The sequence below is a fragment of the Variovorax paradoxus genome (genome assembly GCF_040544635.1).
In the GTDB taxonomy this organism is placed as follows: Bacteria; Pseudomonadota; Gammaproteobacteria; order Burkholderiales; family Burkholderiaceae_C; genus Variovorax; species Variovorax paradoxus_R.
On sequence record NZ_JBEPKJ010000016.1, the window covers coordinates 113,248 to 130,162 of the forward strand.

The window sequence follows — 16,915 nt, forward strand, 5'->3', positions numbered from 1 at the left end:
GCTATAAACAATGCCGACAGGATGAAGCGCGCGCAGATTCAGGCTAGGCGCGCCACATATGTCACGCCGTTCATCCGTGGCAATGAGTCACTAAGTTGTCACTGGCGCGATTTGGCTGTGGTCTGCCTGCTACGTTTCTCAGTGGTTCTCGTTTTCCGGACAAGAAGATTGCCCTCGAGCGCCCGCGAGTTCCGCCGTGGAGAGAGGTCTACGCCTTGACCGCGGCCGCGCCGAACTCCGCGGCGGGCAGGCCGGGGCTCGCAATGCGAACCGCGAACAGCGCGCCGGACAGCGGCTCCGCTTCGATCTGTTCGGCCGTGAGCCCGCTGCGCGCGGTGGTGATGTAGAGCGTGCACAGGTCCTCGCCGCCGAAGGCGCAGTCGGTGACGTTGCTTGCGGGCAGCTCGATGCGGCACAGTTCGGCGCCGCTCACCGGGTCGTGGCAGCTCACGCAGTGCCCGCCCCAGCGCGCAATCCACAGCCGGCCGGCCGCGTCGGTCGTCATGCCGTCGGGCAGTCCGTCGCCATCGGCAAAGCGAAGCCACACCCGCTTGTTGCTTACCGTGCCGGCCTCGCTGTCGAAGTCATACGCGTAGACGCAGCCTTCGACGGTGGCGTTGAAATACATCGTGCGTTCGTCGAGCGACCAGGTCGGCCCGTTCGTGACCGCAAAGCCGTCGTCGTGGCGCGTGCAGCGGCTGTCGGCATCGAAGCGATAGAGCGCACCCGTCGGCGCCACGCAATTGAAGTCCATCGTGCCGCCCCAGAAGCGGCCCTTGCTGTCGCACTTGCCATCGTTGAATCGGTTGCCGGGCCGGTCGGTTTCCGGCTGGTGCAGGTAGCGCGGCGGCACATCGACAGCCGGGTCGAAAAAAGCGAAGCCGCGTCGCATCGTGACGATCAGCCCCGGCGTGCCCGCGCGTTCGGCCAGCGCGGTGATCTCTTCATCGAACTGCCAGCTTTGGCGCGCGCCGGTCTTCGGGTCGTACCGGGAGAGGCGGCATCCGAGGATGTCGATCCAGTAGAGCGCCTGTTCGCGCGGCGACCACAGCGTGCCTTCGCCGAGCGTGGCGCCCGCGGGCCACAGGCATTCGGGCTGGCCGAGGATCGATGGCGCACCGAGGGGTGCGGGCGTGGATGTGCTGCCGGTCTGGGTCATTTGTTTTTGCGTCTTCGTTGTCTCGGGTCCTTGACGGGGCGGATCGTATCAAGGCATATTGATAATAGAAATCAAACTTTATGGCATTAAGTGATATCAATTTTGCAATGTCACTGCCGATTTGGAGACGCACATCTTGAAGGATTCCCCGAAGCTCTCGATTCACCCGTGCCTGAAGGGGCGCGCAGTGTTCGTCACCGGTGGCGGCAGCGGCATTGGCGCGGCCATTGTTGCCGCGTTTGCAGCGCAGGGCGCGCGCGTGGCGTTCATCGACATTGCCGAAGGCGCCAGTGCGGCGCTCGCGCAACGGATCGCCGATGAAGGCCATGCGATGCCGTGGTGGCGCGCCTGCGACGTGCGCGACATCGGCGCCATGCAGAAGGCGATTGCCGACGCGTCCGCCGAGTTGGGCGACTTCGCCGTGCTGGTCAACAACGTGGCGAGCGACGACCGCCACACGCTCGAGTCGGTTACGCCCGAGTACTACGACAACCGCATGGCCATCAACGAGCGGCCTGGGCTGTTCGCGATCCAGTCGGTGGTGCCGGGCATGCGGCGGCTGGGTTTCGGCTCGGTCGTCAACCTGGGTTCGACGGGCTGGCAGACCAAGGGCGCGGGCTACCCGTGCTATGCCATCGCCAAATCGTCGGTGAACGGCCTCACGCGCGGCTTGGCGATCGACTTGGGCCGCGACCGTATCCGCATCAACACCGTGTCGCCCGGCTGGGTGATGACCGACCGGCAGGTGCAGCTCTGGCTCGACGACGAGGGCGAGCAGGCGCTCAAGCGCAACCAGTGCCTGCCCGACAAGCTGATGCCCGAAGACATCGCGCGCATGGTGCTGTTCCTGGCGTCGGACGACGCGAAGATGTGCACCGCGCAGGAGTTCACGGTGGACGCGGGCTGGACCTGATCAGTCCATTTCCAGCTTGCGGCCGTAGACGCTCAGGCTCGCGGTTTTCAAAGCCTTCATCATCACCTTGGCCGCCGGCGACGGCAGCCGGTCGGTGCGCGTGATGATGCCGAAGGCGTCCATGTGGCAGGGCATGTCCAGCGGCAGCAGCGACACGATGCCGTGGGCGGCGTAGTAGCGCGCCACGTCGGATGCGAGCACAGCCACCATGTCGCTCTGCTGCAGCATGCGCGTGATGAAGAGCAGGGCCGAACTCTCGATGATGTTGTTCGGCGGCACCAGGCCTTCCTCCTGGAACATCAGCTCGAAGCGGTGGCGCAGCACGCTGCCCGCGGGTGGCACGATCCAGCCGGCGCCCACCACGTCGCGCAGCGTCAGGCCGCTCACGCCCAGGAGCGGATGGCCGGGGCGCACCAGCGCGCACACCGGCTCCTCGGCCAGCGCTTCGTAGCGCAGCTGCGACTTGTCGTGCTCGGCGAAGAGCCGCGCCACGAGGATGTCGAGCTTGCCCTGCTCGAGCCGGTCGATCAACACGGCGCTGGTCTCGATTTCGAGCGACACGCGCAGGTCGGGTTGTTCGCGCTTCACCATGGCCACCGCGGGCGGCATCAGCGTGAGGCCCGGCGCGGTGATGGCGCCGACGCCCACCTGGCCGAAGCGGCCCGCCTTCAGCGCGGTGAGTTCGTCGTGCGCCTGGTTCAGGCTGGCCAGCGCCACGCGGGCGTGGCGGATCATGGTTTCGCCGTACCAGGTGGGGCGCATGCCGCGCGGCAGGCGGTCGAACAGCGGCACCTCGAGCACGTCTTCCAGGTCTTTCAGCAGCTTGGAAGCCGCGGGCTGCGTCATGTTGAGCACCTGCGCCGCGCGGTGGATGTTGCCTTCCTCCGCCAGCGCCACCAGCAGAAGCAGTTGCCGCGTCTTGAGACGGGCCCGGATAAACCAGTGGTTGTAGTTGGTCATGGTTATTGAAACTTTGGGCTGCGCGGGTTTTCCAGAATCCAGCGATTGATATGCATTTTGTCGAAAAAATGATTGGATTGATATCAATTCTGTTCCTAGACTCGCGGCACTTCCAAAAACGAGAGACAAGGCAAGGCGCCCGGTGATTCACGGCGAGCTTCATCAGAACGTGCGGCAATACATCAACGGCCGCTGGGAAACCAGCGCGACCACCGGTGTGAGCGCCAATCCTTCGGACACCAGTGAAGTGGTGGCCGAATACGCACGTGCTGACCGCCGCCAGGTGGACTTCGCGATTCGCGCGGCCGCCGACGCCTTTCCGCACTGGAGCCACAGCACGCCGCAGCGCCGTGCCGACGTGCTCGACCGCATCGGAACCGAACTGCTGGCGCGCAGGGACGAACTCGGCCTGCTGCTGGCGCGCGAGGTCGGCAAGACCCTGCCGGAAGCCGTGGCCGAGGCCACCCGCGCCGGCCAGACCTTCAAGTTCTTTGCGGGCGAGGCGATGCGCGGCGGAGGCGAGAACATGGCCTCGCTGCGCGCCGGCGTGCAGGTCGACGTCACGCGTGAACCGGTGGGCGTGGCCGGGCTCATCACGCCCTGGAACTCGCCGCTCGCGGTGCCGGCCACCAAGATTGCGCCCGCGCTCGCGCATGGGAACAGCGTGGTGTTCAAGCCGGCCGAACTGGTGCCGGCCTGCGGCTGGACGCTGGCCGAAATCATCAGCCGCGCCGCATTGCCGGCGGGCGTTTTCAACCTGGTGATGGGCAGCGGCCGGGAAGCCGGCCAGGCGCTGGTCGATAGCCCGCTGGTCGATGCGGTGAGCTTCACCGGTTCGGCGCGCAACGGCGAACGCATACTCCAGGCGGCCGCCTCGCGGCGCGCCAAGGTGCAGCTCGAGATGGGCGGCAAGAACGCGCTCGTCGTGCTGGCCGATGCCGATATCGATCACGCGGTCGACTGCGCGGTGCAAGGCGCCTACTTCTCCAACGGGCAGCGCTGCACGGCGTCGAGCCGGCTCATCGTCGAAGCCGCCGTGCACGATGTTTTCGTTTCGCGGCTGCGCGAGCGCCTCAAGAAGCTGAAGATCGGCCATGCGCTGGAGCGCGGCGTGGACATCGGGCCTTTGGTCGACGAAGAGCGGCTTGCGCGCAGCCTGGCCTGGGTCGAGATCGCGAAAGAAGAAGGTGCCGAGCATGTGTGGGGCGGCGAGCCGCTCACGCGCGCCACCGCCGGCCACTACATGAGCCCGGCGCTCTTTCTGGCCAAGCCGGGACACCGCATTGCACGCGAGGAAATCTTCGGCCCGCTGGCCTGCGTGCTGCGCGCGGCCGACTACGACGAAGCGCTGGCGCTGTGCAACGACACGCCCTCGGGCCTCAGTGCGGGCATCTGCACCAACTCGCTCAAGCACGCGATGCATTTCAGGCGCCATGCCGAGGTCGGCATGACGATGGTCAATCTGCCGACCGCGGGGGTGGATTTCCACGTGCCCTTCGGCGGCCGCAAGGGGTCGGGCTACGGGCCGCGCGAACAAGGGCGCCACGCCGCGGAGTTCTACACGACGGTCAAGACCGGCTACATGCTGGCCTGACCACCACGGACGGTTTTCAACAAGCACTTAGAAAGAAGGAGACAAGCCATGAAACTCAATCGCCGCACCCTCAATATCGCGCTCGCCGCAGCTTCGCTCGGTGGGCTTCTGCCCGCCACGGCACTGGCGCAGAAGAAAATCGTGCTGGGCTTCAGCCAGGTTGGCGCCGAGAGCGAATGGCGCACCGCCAACACCGAGTCGATCAAGTCTTCCGCCAAGGAAGCAGGCATCGAGCTCAAGTTCTCCGATGCCCAGCAGAAGCAGGAAAACCAGATCAAGGCGATCCGCTCGTTCATTGCGCAGAAGGTCGACGTCATCGCCTTCTCGCCGGTGGTCGAATCGGGCTGGGAAACCGTGCTGCGCGAAGCCAAGGCCGCGAAGATTCCGGTGGTGCTGACCGACCGCGCCGTGAACACCAAGGACGACTCGCTCTATGTGACCTTCATGGGTTCCGACTTCGTGGAAGAAGGCCGCAAGGCCGGCCGCTGGCTGGTCGAGAAGATGAAGGACCAGAAGGGCGACGTGAACATCGTCGAACTGCAAGGCACCGTGGGCTCGGCCCCGGCCATCGACCGCAAGAAGGGTTTTGAAGAAATCATCAAGGCCGACCCGAAGTTCAAGATCGTGCGCTCGCAAACCGGCGACTTCACGCGCGCCAAGGGCAAGGAAGTGATGGAAGCCTTCCTGAAGGCCGAGGGCAAGAAGATCAACGTGCTGTACGCGCACAACGACGACATGGCCATCGGCGCGATTCAGGCCATCGAGGAAGCGGGCCTGAAGCCGGCCAAGGACATCACGATCATCTCGATCGATGCCGTCAAGGGCGCCTTCGAAGCCATGATCGCCGGCAAGCTCAACGTGTCGGTCGAATGCAGCCCGCTGCTCGGGCCGCAGCTGATGAGCGCTGTGAAAGACATCAAGGCCGGCAAGGCGCTGCCCAAGCGCATCGTGACCGAAGAAGGCATCTTCCCCATGGAAGTGGCCGCCAAAGAGTTTCCCAACCGCAAGTACTGAGAGCAAGCACCCATGAAACGCAACTTCCTCAAGGCCTCGCTCGCAGGCATCGCGCTGGCCGTTGCCGGCATCGCACCGCTCGCGCATGCGCAGGACAAGGGCCCGATCGCCATCTCGATGCCCACGAAGTCGTCGGCCCGCTGGATCGCCGACGGCGCCAACATGGTCAAGTACTTCAAGGAAAAGGGCTACAAGACCGACCTGCAGTACGCCGACGACGACATTCCGAACCAGCTCGCGCAAATCGAGAACATGGTCACCAAGGGCTCGAAGGTGCTGGTCATCGCAGCCATCGACGGCTCCACGCTGTCCGACGTGCTGCAGAAAGCCGCCGACAAGGGCGTGAAGGTCATCGCGTACGACCGGCTCATCAAGGGCTCGAAGAACGTCGACTACTACGCCACCTTCGACAACTTCCAGGTCGGCGTGCTGCAGGCGCAGTCGATCGAGGCGGCGCTCGGCCTGAAGAGCGGCAAGGGTCCGTTCAACATCGAGCTGTTCGGCGGCTCGCCGGACGACAACAACGCCTTCTTCTTCTACAACGGCGCAATGTCGGTGCTGGATCCGTACATCAAGAGCGGCAAGCTGGTGGTGCGCAGCAAGCAGTTGGGCATGGAAAAGGTCGGCACGCTGCGCTGGGACGGCGCGGTGGCGCAGTCGCGCATGGACAACCTGCTGTCGGCCTACTACACCAAGGACCGCGTCGATGCGGTGCTGTCGCCGTACGACGGCCTCTCGATCGGCATTCTCTCGTCGCTCAAGGGCGTGGGCTACGGCTCGGCTTCGCAGCCGATGCCCATCGTCTCGGGCCAGGACGCGGAGATTCCTTCGGTCAAGTCGATCCTGCGCAAGGAACAGACCTCGACCGTGTTCAAGGACACGCGCGAGCTGGCCAAGGTCACGGTGGCGATGGTCGACGCGATGCTCTCGGGCAAGACACCTGAAGTGAACGACACCAAGACCTACAACAACGGCGTCAAGGTGGTGCCTTCGTACCTGCTCAAGCCCGTGAGCGTGGATGGCACCAACTGGAAGCAGGTGCTGGTCGACAGCGGCTACTACAAGGAAAGCCAGGTCAAGTGAAGAGCAGCATGGAAGCGAACTCGCGCAGCATCCTCGAGATGCGCGGCATCACCAAGACATTTCCCGGCGTGAAGGCGCTGAGCAATGTCAACCTGGCGGTGCGCGCGGGCGAGATCCATGCGGTGGTCGGCGAGAACGGCGCGGGCAAGTCGACGCTCATGAAGGTGCTGAGCGGCGTCTACCCGTGCGACTCGTACACCGGGGAGATCCACTTCGAGGGTGAGCTGCGCCGCTTCAAAAGCATTGCAGACAGCGAGAAGCTCGGCATCATCATCATCCACCAGGAACTTGCACTGGTGCCGCTGCTGTCCATTGCCGAGAACATCTTCCTCGGCAACGAAATCACGCGCGGCGGCGTGATCGACTGGTTTGCCGCCTACGGGAAGACGCGCGAGCTGCTTGCCAAGGTGGGCCTGAAAGAGCTGCCGACCACGCTGGTGACCGACCTGGGAGTGGGCAAGCAGCAGCTGGTCGAAATTGCCAAGGCCTTGGCGAAAGAGGTGAAGCTGCTGATTCTCGACGAGCCCACCGCCAGCCTCAACGAGAACGACAGCGACGCCTTGCTGATGCTGCTGCTCGAACTGAAGCGCCAGGGCATCGCGTCGATTTTGATCTCGCACAAGCTCAACGAGATTGCCAAGGTGGCCGATTCGATCACCGTGCTGCGCGACGGCGCCACGGTCGAAACGATGGACTGCCGCAACCAGCCGATCAGCGAGGACCGCATCATCCGCGGCATGGTCGGCCGCGACATGGCGCACCGCTATCCGCAGCGCCATCCGAAGATCGGCGAAACCGTGTTCGAAGTGCGCGACTGGCGCGTGCACCACGCGCTGCATGCCGATCGCGAGCAGATCAAGGGCGTGAACCTGCATGTGCGCCAAGGCGAAATCGTCGGCATCGCGGGCCTCATGGGCGCGGGGCGCACCGAGCTCGCAATGAGCGTGTTCGGCAAGTCCTACGGCCAGCGCATCAGCGGCACGGTGCTGATGCACGGCCAGCCGGTGGACGTGGGCACGGTGCGCAAGGCCATCGACCAGGGCATTGCCTATGTCACCGAGGATCGCAAGGGCCTGGGGCTGGTGCTGGAAGAAGACATTCGCAAGAACGTGAGCCTGGCCAACCTGGAGGCGGTTTCCAGTTCCATGGTGATCGACGACGCGCGCGAATTCAAGGTCGCGAGCGATTACCGCAAGGCGCTCAACATCCGGTCTTCGGGCGTGGAGCAGCTGGTGGTCAATTTGTCGGGCGGCAACCAGCAGAAGGTGGTGCTCAGCAAGTGGCTCTTTACCAAACCCGAACTCCTGATTCTCGACGAGCCCACGCGCGGCATCGACGTCGGCGCCAAATATGAGATCTACACCATCATCGACCAGCTCGCGAGCGAGGGCAAAGGCATTCTCATGATTTCTTCCGAACTGCCGGAACTGCTAGGCATGTGCGACCGCATCTATGTCATGAACGAGGGCCGTTTCGTGGCCGAATTTACGGCCGCCGAGGCTTCGCAGGAACGCATCATGCATGCCATCGTGAGCGCGGGGAGTTCTGTTCATGTCGCAGCCTGAAGTCAACGCGGTGAACGCCGCGGTCCCCATTGCAGAGGCCGCCCCGAAGCTGCACGCCGGCTTCCTGAAGAACAACCTGCGCGAATACGGCATGCTGATCTCGCTGGTCGCGATCATGGTGCTGTTCCAGGTGCTGACCGACGGCACGCTGCTGCGGCCGCTGAACCTTACCAACCTGCTGCTGCAGAACAGCTACGTCGTCATCATGGCGCTGGGCATGCTGCTGGTGATCGTGGCGGGGCACATCGACCTTTCTGTGGGCTCGGTCTGCGGTTTCATCGGTGCGCTGGCGGCGGTGCTGATGGTCGAGTACGAATGGCATTTCGTGCCGACGGCCATCATCAGCATTGCGGCGGGCGCGGTCATCGGCGCAGCGCAAGGCTGGTTCGTCGCGTTTCGCAAGATTCCGTCGTTCATCGTCACGCTCGCGGGCATGCTGGTGTTCAAGGGGCTCACGCTGGCGCTGCTGGCGGGGCAGTCGGTCGGGCCGTTCCCGGTCGAGTTCCAGCGGCTGAGCTCGGGCTTCATTCCCGATCCGCTGGGCGGCGACACATTGCGCACCACCTCGCTGGTGGTGGGCGCGCTGGCCGCGGCGGCGCTGGTGTTCTTCAAGCTGCGCGGGCGCGCCAAGCTCGCGGCGCACGGCATGGAAACGGAGCCCTATGTGTTCTTCCTTGTGAAGAACCTGTTCTTCGCGGCCATCATCCTGTTCTTCAGCTACCTGCTGTCGACCTACAAGGGCCTGCCCAACGTGCTGATCGTGATGGCGGTGCTGATCGTGGTGTACGACTTCGTCACCAACCGCACCACCATCGGCCGGCGCATCTACGCGCTGGGCGGCAACGAGAAGGCGGCGCGGCTGTCGGGCGTGAAGACGCAGCGCCTCGCGTTCCTGACCTTCGTGAACATGGGCGCGCTGGCCGCGCTCGCGGGCCTGGTGTTCGCGGCGCGGCTCAACACCGCCACGCCCAAGGCCGGCCTGGGCTTCGAGCTCGACGTGATCGCGGCCTGCTTCATCGGCGGGGCTTCGGCCTCGGGCGGCGTGGGCCGGGTGATGGGCGCGGTGATCGGCGCCTTCATCATGGGCGTGATGAACAACGGCATGTCGATCCTGGGCATCGGCATCGACTACCAGCAGGTGATCAAGGGGCTGGTGCTGCTGGCCGCGGTGTTCATCGACGTCTACAACAAGAACAAGTAAGCGCATGACGGGCGGCAGCATTTCACCCGTGCTCGAACTGCGCGGCATCCACAAGCAATTCAGCGGCATTCCGGTGCTGCGCGATGTGCAGCTGCGGCTCTATCCGGGCGAGATTCATGCGCTGATGGGCCAGAACGGCGCGGGCAAGTCGACGCTCATCAAGGTGCTGACGGGTGTGCTGCCGTCGAGCGGCGGCGAAATATGCCTCGACGGACAAGCCATTCATCCGGCATCGCCGCTTGAAGCGCAGAAGCTGGGCATCAGCACGGTTTACCAGGAGGTCAACCTGTGCCCGAACCTCTCGGTGGCCGAGAACGTGTTTGCGGGACGTTATCCGCGCTGCGGCGCGGCGCAGGGCTTTCGCATCGACTGGGCGGCCGTCAACCGGCGCGCCGCCGAACTGCTGGCGCGCATCGGGCTCGACATCGACGTGACCCGGCTGCTGTCGAGCTATTCGGTGGCGGTGCAGCAACTGGTGGCCATTGCGCGTGCGCTCGGTGTGTCGTCGAAGGTGCTGATCCTCGACGAGCCGACCTCGAGCCTTGACGACGACGAAGTGGAGAAGCTGTTCGAGGTGCTGCGGCGCCTGCGTGCGGAGGGTCTGGCCATCGTCTTCGTGACGCACTTTCTGAACCAGATGTACGCGGTGTCCGATCGCATCACGGTGCTGCGCAACGGCAACTGGGTGGGCGAGTGGCGTGCCGCGGACCTGGGGCCGCAGGCGCTGATTGCCGCCATGCTGGGGCGGGAACTCGCGGCCCAGTCGGCCCGGCCCGCTGCACTGCCGGCTTTCGACGAAGCGGCGCCGGCCTTGTTGCAGGCCGAGGGCCTGGGGCAGGCCGGGCAGTTGCAGGCGACCGATTTGCGCGTGCGTTCCGGCGAGGTCGTCGGCATCGCGGGCCTGCTCGGTGCCGGGCGTACCGAACTCGCGCGCCTGCTGTTTGGCCTCGAGGCGCCCGACCGCGGCGTGCTGAAGGTCGACGGCCGCTCGGTCAGCTTTTCGAACCCGGCCGACGCCGTCCGCGAAGGGCTGGCGCTGTGCCCGGAGGAGCGCAAGACCGACGGCATCGTCGCCGAGCTGTCGGTGCGCGAGAACATCGCGCTCGCGCTGCAGGCGCGCCTGGGTGTGCGGCGTTTTCTGTCGCACGCCGAACAGACGGCGATGGCCGAGCGCTTTGTTGCGGCGCTCGGCATCAAGACCGCGAGCGTGGAAACGCCCATCGGCTTGCTCTCGGGCGGCAACCAGCAGAAAGCCATGATCGCGCGCTGGCTCGCGACCGAACCGCGCCTGCTGATACTCGACGAGCCCACGCGCGGCATCGACGTGGCGGCCAAGCAGGAAATCATGGAAGAGATATTGCGGCTCGCACGTGCGGGCATGGCGGTGATCTTCATTTCTTCCGAAATCAGCGAGGTGGTGCGCGTGGCGCATCGCATCGTGGTGCTGCGCGATCGCAAGAAGGTGGGCGAGCTGCCGGGTGGCTCGACCGAAGACGAGGTCTACGAAATGATTGCAGCAGCATGAGCACCCTTTTGTCTTTCTCCCTCCCCTTCCGGGGGAGGGCAGGGGTAGGGGCACAGCGGCCTTCGATTGAGCGCTGCCGCATCGCTAGCGCCGCCTGCCCCCATCCCAACCTTCCCCCGAAAGGGGAAGGAGCAGGACCGAAGCCATGACGAATCGCCTTTCATCGCTCATGAGCCATCGCCTCGCCTGGCCGGTGGTCACACTGGTGCTGCTGCTCGCGGTCAACACCGCATTCAACGCCAGCTTCCTGCACCTCGAATGGCGCGACGGCCATCTTTACGGCAGCCTGATCGACATCGTGAATCGCGCGGCGCCGCTGGTGCTGGTGTCTCTGGGCATGACGCTGGTCATTGCCACGCGCGGCATCGATATTTCGGTGGGCGCCGTGGTGGCCATTGCGGCAGCCGTGGCGGCCTGGATGATCGGCGGCTCGGTGGCGAGCGACGTGAGCCGGTTTCCGATGTGGCTGGCCATCCTGGCGGCCCTCGCCATTGCGCTGCTGTGCGGCCTGTGGAACGGCCTGCTGGTCGCCAAGGTCGGCATGCAGCCGATCATCGCGACGCTGATTCTCATGGTGGCGGGGCGCGGTATTGCGCAGCTCATCGCGGACGGGCAGATCATCACGATCTACTACAAACCCTTCTTCTTCCTCGGCAGCGGCTATCTCCTGGGGCTGCCGTTTTCGCTCTTCATCGTGGCAGTGGTGTTCGTGCTGCTCTACCTGGCCATCACCCGCACCGCGCTCGGTCTTTTCATTCAAACGGTGGGCATCAACCCGACGGCTGCGCGTGTCGCGGGCGTGCAGGCGCGGCGGCTCATCGTCGGTGCCTATGCGTTCTGCGGCGTGTGTGCGGGCATAGCGGGCCTCTTGATCAGCTCCAATGTGAAGAGCGCCGACGGCAACAACGCAGGCCAGCTGCTCGAGCTCGATGCGATTCTGGCCGTGACCCTGGGCGGCACCGCGCTCACCGGCGGGCGCTTCAGCCTCATGGGCAGCGTGATCGGTGCGCTGATCATCCAGACGCTGACCTATGCCATCTACTCGCTGGGTGTGCCGCCGGAGATCAACCTCGTCGTCAAGGCCGTCGTGGTGTTCGCGGTGATGCTGCTGCAGTCGCCGGAGTTCAGGGCGGAAGTACGGTCGCTGGTGCAGCGGCCTGTGCATGAAGGGGAACGGGCATGAGCGCGGTGATTGAAGCGGCTGCGCCCTCACCCCAACCCTCTCCCGCTCGCGGGAGAGGGGGCAGGGCAGGGCTCAACCCGAAGTACTTTCCTTTGGCCGCGACCATCTCGCTGTTCATGCTGATGGCCACGCTCGGCTCGGTGTTCTACGACGGCTTCTTCTCGGCGCAGGTGTTCCTCAACCTGCTGATCGACAACGCCTTCCTGATCGTCGTCGCCGTGGGCATGACCTTCGTGATTCTTTCGGGCGGCATCGACCTCTCGGTGGGCTCGGTAATTGCGCTCACCACGATGGTGTCGGCCTCCCTGGTCGAGAAGCACGGCTGGAGCCCCGCCGTGGTCATCCCGCTGGTGCTGGCCATGGGCACGGCCTTCGGCGCATTCATGGGGCTGCTCATCGAGCGGTTCAGGCTGCAGCCCTTCATCGTGACGCTGGCGGGCATGTTCCTGGCGCGCGGGCTTTGCTACCTGATCAGCATCGATTCGATCAGCATCACCAACGAGTTCTACTCGGAGGTCTCGCAGATTCGCATCCCGGTCTGGGGCGAGGCTTCGCTGTCGATCAGCGCGGTGATCGCCATCGCGGTGCTGCTGGCCGCGGTGTTCATCGCCCACTGCACGCCTTTCGGCCGCGCGGTGTACGCCATTGGCGGCAGCGAACAGTCGGCCATGCTGATGGGCCTGCCGGTGCGCTCCACGCTCATCGGCGTGTACACGCTGTCGGGCTTCTGCTCGGCGCTGGCGGGCGTGATCTTCACCTTCTACATGCTCTCGGGCTACGGCCTGCATGCGCTGGGGCTGGAGCTCGATGCGATTGCGGCGGTGGTCATCGGCGGCACGCTGCTCACGGGCGGCGTGGGCTACGTGGCGGGCACGCTGTTCGGCGTGCTGATGCTCGGAATCATCCAGACGCTTATTTCGTTCGACGGCACGCTGAGCTCGTGGTGGACGCGCATCGTCGTGGGTGCGCTGCTCTTCGTGTTCTGCCTGCTGCAACGCTTCTTCACTTCGCGTGCGCCCCGGCGCTGACGCGTTCCCTGCCTTTTCTCTTTCTCTCGCTTTCAGGAAACTTCCGCATGCCGGACCAAAACCCCAAGAAGAAGCTTCGCTCGACCGAATGGTTCGGCTCGGCCGACAAGAACGGCTTCATGTACCGCAGCTGGATGAAGAACCAGGGCATACCGGACCACGAGTTCGACGGCCGGCCGATCATCGGCATCTGCAACACGTGGTCGGAGCTCACGCCGTGCAACGCGCACTTCCGCAAGATTGCCGAGCATGTGAAGCGCGGCATTTCGGAGGCGGGCGGATTTCCGGTCGAGTTTCCGGTGTTCTCCAACGGCGAATCGAACCTGCGGCCCACGGCCATGCTCACGCGCAATCTGGCGAGCATGGACGTGGAAGAAGCCATTCGCGGCAACCCGGTCGATGCGGTGGTGCTGCTCACGGGCTGCGACAAGACCACGCCCGCATTGCTGATGGGCGCCGCGAGCTGCGACATCCCGGCCATCGTGGTCACGGGCGGGCCGATGCTCAACGGCAAACTCGACGGCAAGGACATCGGCTCGGGCACGGCCGTGTGGCAGCTGCACGAATCGCTCAAGGCCGGCGAGATCAACCTGCACCAGTTCCTTTCGGCCGAGGGCGGCATGTCGCGTTCGGCGGGCACCTGCAACACCATGGGCACGGCCTCGACCATGGCCTGCATGGCCGAGGCGCTCGGTACCTCGCTGCCGCACAACGCAGCCATTCCGGCGGTCGACGCGCGGCGCTATGTGCTTGCGCAGATGTCGGGCATGCGCGCGGTCGAGATGGCGAAAGAAGGGCTCACGCTGTCGAAAATTCTCACGCGCGAGGCATTCGAAAACGCCATTCGCGTCAATGCGGCCATCGGCGGGTCGACCAACGCGGTGATCCACCTGAAGGCGATTGCGGGGCGCATCGGCGTCGACCTCGAGCTGGAAGACTGGACGCGCATCGGCAGCAACACGCCGACGATTGTCGACTTGCTGCCTTCGGGCCGCTTCCTGATGGAAGAGTTCTATTACGCGGGCGGCCTGCCCGCGGTACTGCGGCGCCTCGGCGAGAACGGCCTGCTGCCGCACCCCGGCGCGCTCACCGTCAACGGCCAGTCGATCTGGGACAACGTGCGCGAGGCGCCGAGCCTCAACGACGAAGTGATCCGTCCGCTCGACAACCCGCTGATCGCCGACGGCGGCATTCGCATCCTGCGCGGCAATCTCTCGCCGCGCGGCGCGGTGCTCAAGCCCTCCGCGGCATCGCCCGAGCTGCTGAAGCACCGTGGCCGCGCCGTGGTGTTCGAGAACCTCGAGCACTACAAGGAGCGCATCGTCGATGAATCGCTCGACATCGACGCGAGCTCGGTAATGGTGTTGAAGAACTGCGGCCCGAAGGGTTACCCCGGCATGGCCGAGGTGGGCAACATGGGGTTGCCGCCGAAGCTGCTGCGCCAGGGCGTGAAGGACATGGTGCGCATCTCGGACGCGCGCATGAGCGGTACGGCCTACGGCACGGTGGTGCTGCATGTGGCACCCGAGGCGGCCGACGGCGGACCCTTGGCCGCGGTGCGCGACGGCGACTGGATCGAGCTCGATTGCGATGCGGGGCGGCTGCACCTCGACATCAGCGATGAAGAACTGGCGGCGCGCCTGGCTTCGCTGTCGAGCAGCGATGCACAGCCCATGAGCACGCGCGGCGGCGGCTACCAGAAGCTCTACGTCAATCATGTGCTGCAGGCCGATGAAGGCTGCGACTTCGACTTTCTGGTGGGCTGCAGAGGTTCCGCCGTTCCCCGTCACTCACACTGATCCATCATGACCCCCAGATACCGCGGCATCTTCCCGGTGGTGCCCACCACCTTCACCGAACAGGGCGCACTCGACCTCGAGAGCCAGAAGCGCTGTCTCGATTTCATGATCGATGCGGGCTCCGACGGGCTGTGCATTCTTGCCAACTTCTCCGAGCAGTTCGTGCTCTCCGACGAAGAGCGCGAGGTGCTCACGCGCACGGCGCTCGAGCACGTGGCCGGCCGCGTGCCGGTGATCGTGACCACCACCCACTACAGCACCCGCATCTGCGCCGAGCGCAGCCGGCGCGCGCAGGACATGGGCGCCGCCATGCTGATGGTGATGCCGCCCTATCACGGCGCCACGTTCCGCGTGCCGGAGCCGCAGATCTTCGAGTTCTACGCCGGTCTTTCCGACGCCGTGAACATTCCGATCATGATTCAGGATGCGCCCGCGAGCGGCACTGTGCTGTCGGCTGCTTTTCTTGCGCGCATGGCCCGCGAGATCGAGCAGGTGGCGTATTTCAAGATCGAAACCGCGGGTGCCGCTTCCAAGCTGCGCGAGCTGATCCGCCTCGGCGGCGATGCGATAGAGGGCCCGTGGGACGGCGAGGAAGCCATCACGCTGATGCCGGACCTCGACGCCGGCGCCACCGGCTCGATGACCGGCGGCGGCTTTCCCGACGGCATCCGCCCCATCATCGAGGCGCACCGCGCCGGCGACCGCGAGAAGGCCTTTTCGCTCTACCAGCAGTGGCTTCCGCTCATCAATTACGAGAACCGCCAGGCCGGCCTTCTGGCCTGCAAGTCGCTCATGAAGGAGGGCGGCGTGATCGCCTGCGAGGCGCCGCGGCATCCGCTGCCGGCGATGCACCCCGAGACACGCGCCGGCCTGATCGAGACGGCGAAGCGGCTCGATCCGCTGGTGCTGCGCTGGGGGCGCTGACAGCAGCGCCGCGCCCTTCGACGAAGTAGGGCGCGACGATCTCGGTGAGCCAGTCCATCACGGCCAGCACGCGCGGTGCGAGTTGGCGCCGGTTGGCGTAGAGCAGCGAAACCGGCATTGGGCGCGCGTTGAACTCCGGCATCACCTGCACGAGCGCGCCGGCGGCGAAACTCGCCTCCAGGCCTGCGACCGGCGCCTGGATCAGACCCAGGCCGGCCAGCGCGGCCGCCTGGTAGGCGTCGGTGCCATTCACCGTGACGGTCGCACGCACGGGCCATGTCTTGTACATGCCATCGGCGGGATCGCGGTACTCCCAGCCTGCATCGCTGGAGGAGAGCGTCTGCGCGAAATGAACGACGCGGTGCTGCGCCAAATCTTCGAGCGTGCGGGGCGTGCCGTGCGCGCGCAGATACGCGGGGCTCGCAGCATTGGCCATTCGCATGGCACCGAGCGGCCGCGCGACGAGTTCCGAGTCGCCGAGCATGCCGACGCGCAACACGCAATCGAAGCCTTCGTGCACGAGGTCGACGCGGCGGTCCGAGGTGCTGACGCCGACCTCGAGCGCGGGATGCCGAGCCAGGAATTCGGGCAGGCGCGGAATGACGAGGTCGCGCGCCACAATGTTCGGCAGATCGATGCGCAGCCGCCCCGTGAGACCGCCGGCGTGCGAATGGAACATGGTGGCGAGCTGTTCGCCCTCGGCCAGGTAGTCCTTGCAGCGATCGAGGAAGCGCCCTCCGTCCTCGGTGAGTCGCACGCTGCGCGTCGTGCGCTGCAGGAGCCGCGTGCCGAGCCGCTCTTCGAGTTGCTGCACGGCCAACGACACGCGCGCGCGGGTCAGGCCGAGCTGGTCTGCGGCGCGACTGAAGCTCGCGAGTTCGGCCACCCTTGAAAAGATGCGCAATTCGTCGGTGTTCATGGCCGAGGATTGTTTCCTTTCTGAATAACAGTGTGCGCAGTTTCGCGG

General features: G+C 65.3%; 13 protein-coding genes and 1 pseudogene. 11 read left to right on the top strand and 3 right to left on the bottom strand.

Annotated features, from left to right (window positions below):
• Nucleotides 1–208: 208 nt before the first annotated feature.
• Nucleotides 209–1,159 (bottom strand): SMP-30/gluconolactonase/LRE family protein, encoded by a 951-nt coding sequence (locus tag ABIC94_RS24140; RefSeq protein ID WP_354375518.1) that lies wholly within the window; start codon nt 1,157–1,159, stop codon nt 209–211.
• A 136-nt stretch (nt 1,160–1,295) separates the two neighbouring features.
• On the opposite strand from ABIC94_RS24140, the gene ABIC94_RS24145 reads away from it, so the two are divergent.
• The gene (locus tag ABIC94_RS24145) at nt 1,296–2,072 is read left to right on the top strand and encodes an SDR family NAD(P)-dependent oxidoreductase (RefSeq protein ID WP_354375519.1); all 777 of its coding nucleotides are present in this window, start codon (nt 1,296–1,298) and stop codon (nt 2,070–2,072) included.
• On the opposite strand, the gene ABIC94_RS24150 is transcribed toward ABIC94_RS24145, so the two are convergent.
• On the bottom strand, nt 2,073–3,032 hold the full coding sequence (locus ABIC94_RS24150) for a LysR family transcriptional regulator (protein ID WP_354375520.1): 960 nt from the start codon (nt 3,030–3,032) through the stop codon (nt 2,073–2,075).
• Nucleotides 3,033–3,174: 142 nt separating this feature from the next.
• Between ABIC94_RS24150 and ABIC94_RS24155 the strand changes: the two genes are divergently transcribed.
• The 10 genes from ABIC94_RS24155 to ABIC94_RS24200 all read left to right on the top strand — a co-directional run bounded on the left by ABIC94_RS24155 (nt 3,175) and on the right by ABIC94_RS24200 (nt 15,948).
• The gene (locus ABIC94_RS24155) at nt 3,175–4,626 is read left to right on the top strand and encodes an aldehyde dehydrogenase family protein (RefSeq protein ID WP_354375521.1); all 1,452 of its coding nucleotides are present in this window, start codon (nt 3,175–3,177) and stop codon (nt 4,624–4,626) included.
• Nucleotides 4,627–4,674: 48 nt separating this feature from the next.
• The gene (locus ABIC94_RS24160; protein WP_354375522.1) at nt 4,675–5,640 is read left to right on the top strand and encodes an ABC transporter substrate-binding protein; all 966 of its coding nucleotides are present in this window, start codon (nt 4,675–4,677) and stop codon (nt 5,638–5,640) included.
• 12 nt (nt 5,641–5,652) lie between these two features.
• Nucleotides 5,653–6,723, top strand: a complete 1,071-nt coding sequence (chvE, locus tag ABIC94_RS24165; protein WP_354375523.1) for a multiple monosaccharide ABC transporter substrate-binding protein — start codon at nt 5,653–5,655, stop codon at nt 6,721–6,723.
• A gap of 8 nt (nt 6,724–6,731) precedes the next feature.
• Nucleotides 6,732–8,288, top strand: coding sequence for a multiple monosaccharide ABC transporter ATP-binding protein (gene mmsA / locus ABIC94_RS24170; protein ID WP_354375524.1), 1,557 nt, complete (start codon nt 6,732–6,734; stop codon nt 8,286–8,288).
• Nucleotides 8,275–9,489, top strand: a complete 1,215-nt coding sequence (gene mmsB / locus ABIC94_RS24175; RefSeq protein WP_354375525.1) for a multiple monosaccharide ABC transporter permease — start codon at nt 8,275–8,277, stop codon at nt 9,487–9,489. Before mmsA ends, mmsB begins: the two co-directional genes overlap by 14 nt.
• A 4-nt stretch (nt 9,490–9,493) precedes the next feature.
• Complete coding sequence (locus ABIC94_RS24180) at nt 9,494–11,014, top strand: sugar ABC transporter ATP-binding protein (RefSeq protein WP_354375527.1); 1,521 nt, start codon at nt 9,494–9,496, stop codon at nt 11,012–11,014.
• Between the two features lie 145 nt (nt 11,015–11,159).
• The gene (locus tag ABIC94_RS24185) at nt 11,160–12,197 is read left to right on the top strand and encodes an ABC transporter permease (RefSeq protein ID WP_354375529.1); all 1,038 of its coding nucleotides are present in this window, start codon (nt 11,160–11,162) and stop codon (nt 12,195–12,197) included.
• Entirely contained in the window at nt 12,194–13,225 is a 1,032-nt protein-coding gene (yjfF, locus tag ABIC94_RS24190) for a galactofuranose ABC transporter, permease protein YjfF (protein ID WP_354375531.1), read from the top strand. The genes ABIC94_RS24185 and yjfF overlap by 4 nt, the downstream gene beginning before the upstream one ends.
• Nucleotides 13,226–13,272: 47 nt before the next feature.
• Nucleotides 13,273–15,024 carry an IlvD/Edd family dehydratase gene (locus ABIC94_RS24195; RefSeq protein WP_354375532.1) on the top strand — a complete coding sequence of 584 codons (1,752 nt, stop codon included), beginning with the start codon at nt 13,273–13,275 and terminating at the stop codon, nt 15,022–15,024.
• Nucleotides 15,025–15,030: 6 nt separating this feature from the next.
• Nucleotides 15,031–15,948, top strand: a complete 918-nt coding sequence (locus ABIC94_RS24200) for a dihydrodipicolinate synthase family protein (RefSeq protein WP_354375533.1) — start codon at nt 15,031–15,033, stop codon at nt 15,946–15,948.
• 52 nt (nt 15,949–16,000) lie between these two features.
• Here the strand turns inward: ABIC94_RS24200 and ABIC94_RS24205 are convergent.
• Nucleotides 16,001–16,867, bottom strand: a pseudogene (locus tag ABIC94_RS24205) (LysR family transcriptional regulator); the annotation flags it as partial.
• Nucleotides 16,868–16,915: the final 48 nt, after the last annotated feature.

Excerpts from the sequence above, each read along its gene's own strand:
- ABIC94_RS24140 (WP_354375518.1), bottom strand. The coding sequence starts at position 1,159 with ATGACCCAGACCGGCAGCACATCCACGCCCGCACCCCTCGGTGCGCCA.
- ABIC94_RS24150 (WP_354375520.1), bottom strand. The coding sequence starts at position 3,032 with ATGACCAACTACAACCACTGGTTTATCCGGGCCCGTCTCAAGACGCGG.
- ABIC94_RS24160 (WP_354375522.1), top strand. The coding sequence starts at position 4,675 with ATGAAACTCAATCGCCGCACCCTCAATATCGCGCTCGCCGCAGCTTCG.
- chvE (WP_354375523.1), top strand. The coding sequence starts at position 5,653 with ATGAAACGCAACTTCCTCAAGGCCTCGCTCGCAGGCATCGCGCTGGCC.
- mmsA (WP_354375524.1), top strand. The coding sequence starts at position 6,732 with ATGGAAGCGAACTCGCGCAGCATCCTCGAGATGCGCGGCATCACCAAG.
- mmsB (WP_354375525.1), top strand. The coding sequence starts at position 8,275 with ATGTCGCAGCCTGAAGTCAACGCGGTGAACGCCGCGGTCCCCATTGCA.
- ABIC94_RS24180 (WP_354375527.1), top strand. The coding sequence starts at position 9,494 with ATGACGGGCGGCAGCATTTCACCCGTGCTCGAACTGCGCGGCATCCAC.
- ABIC94_RS24185 (WP_354375529.1), top strand. The coding sequence starts at position 11,160 with ATGACGAATCGCCTTTCATCGCTCATGAGCCATCGCCTCGCCTGGCCG.
- yjfF (WP_354375531.1), top strand. The coding sequence starts at position 12,194 with ATGAGCGCGGTGATTGAAGCGGCTGCGCCCTCACCCCAACCCTCTCCC.
- ABIC94_RS24195 (WP_354375532.1), top strand. The coding sequence starts at position 13,273 with ATGCCGGACCAAAACCCCAAGAAGAAGCTTCGCTCGACCGAATGGTTC.
- ABIC94_RS24200 (WP_354375533.1), top strand. The coding sequence starts at position 15,031 with ATGACCCCCAGATACCGCGGCATCTTCCCGGTGGTGCCCACCACCTTC.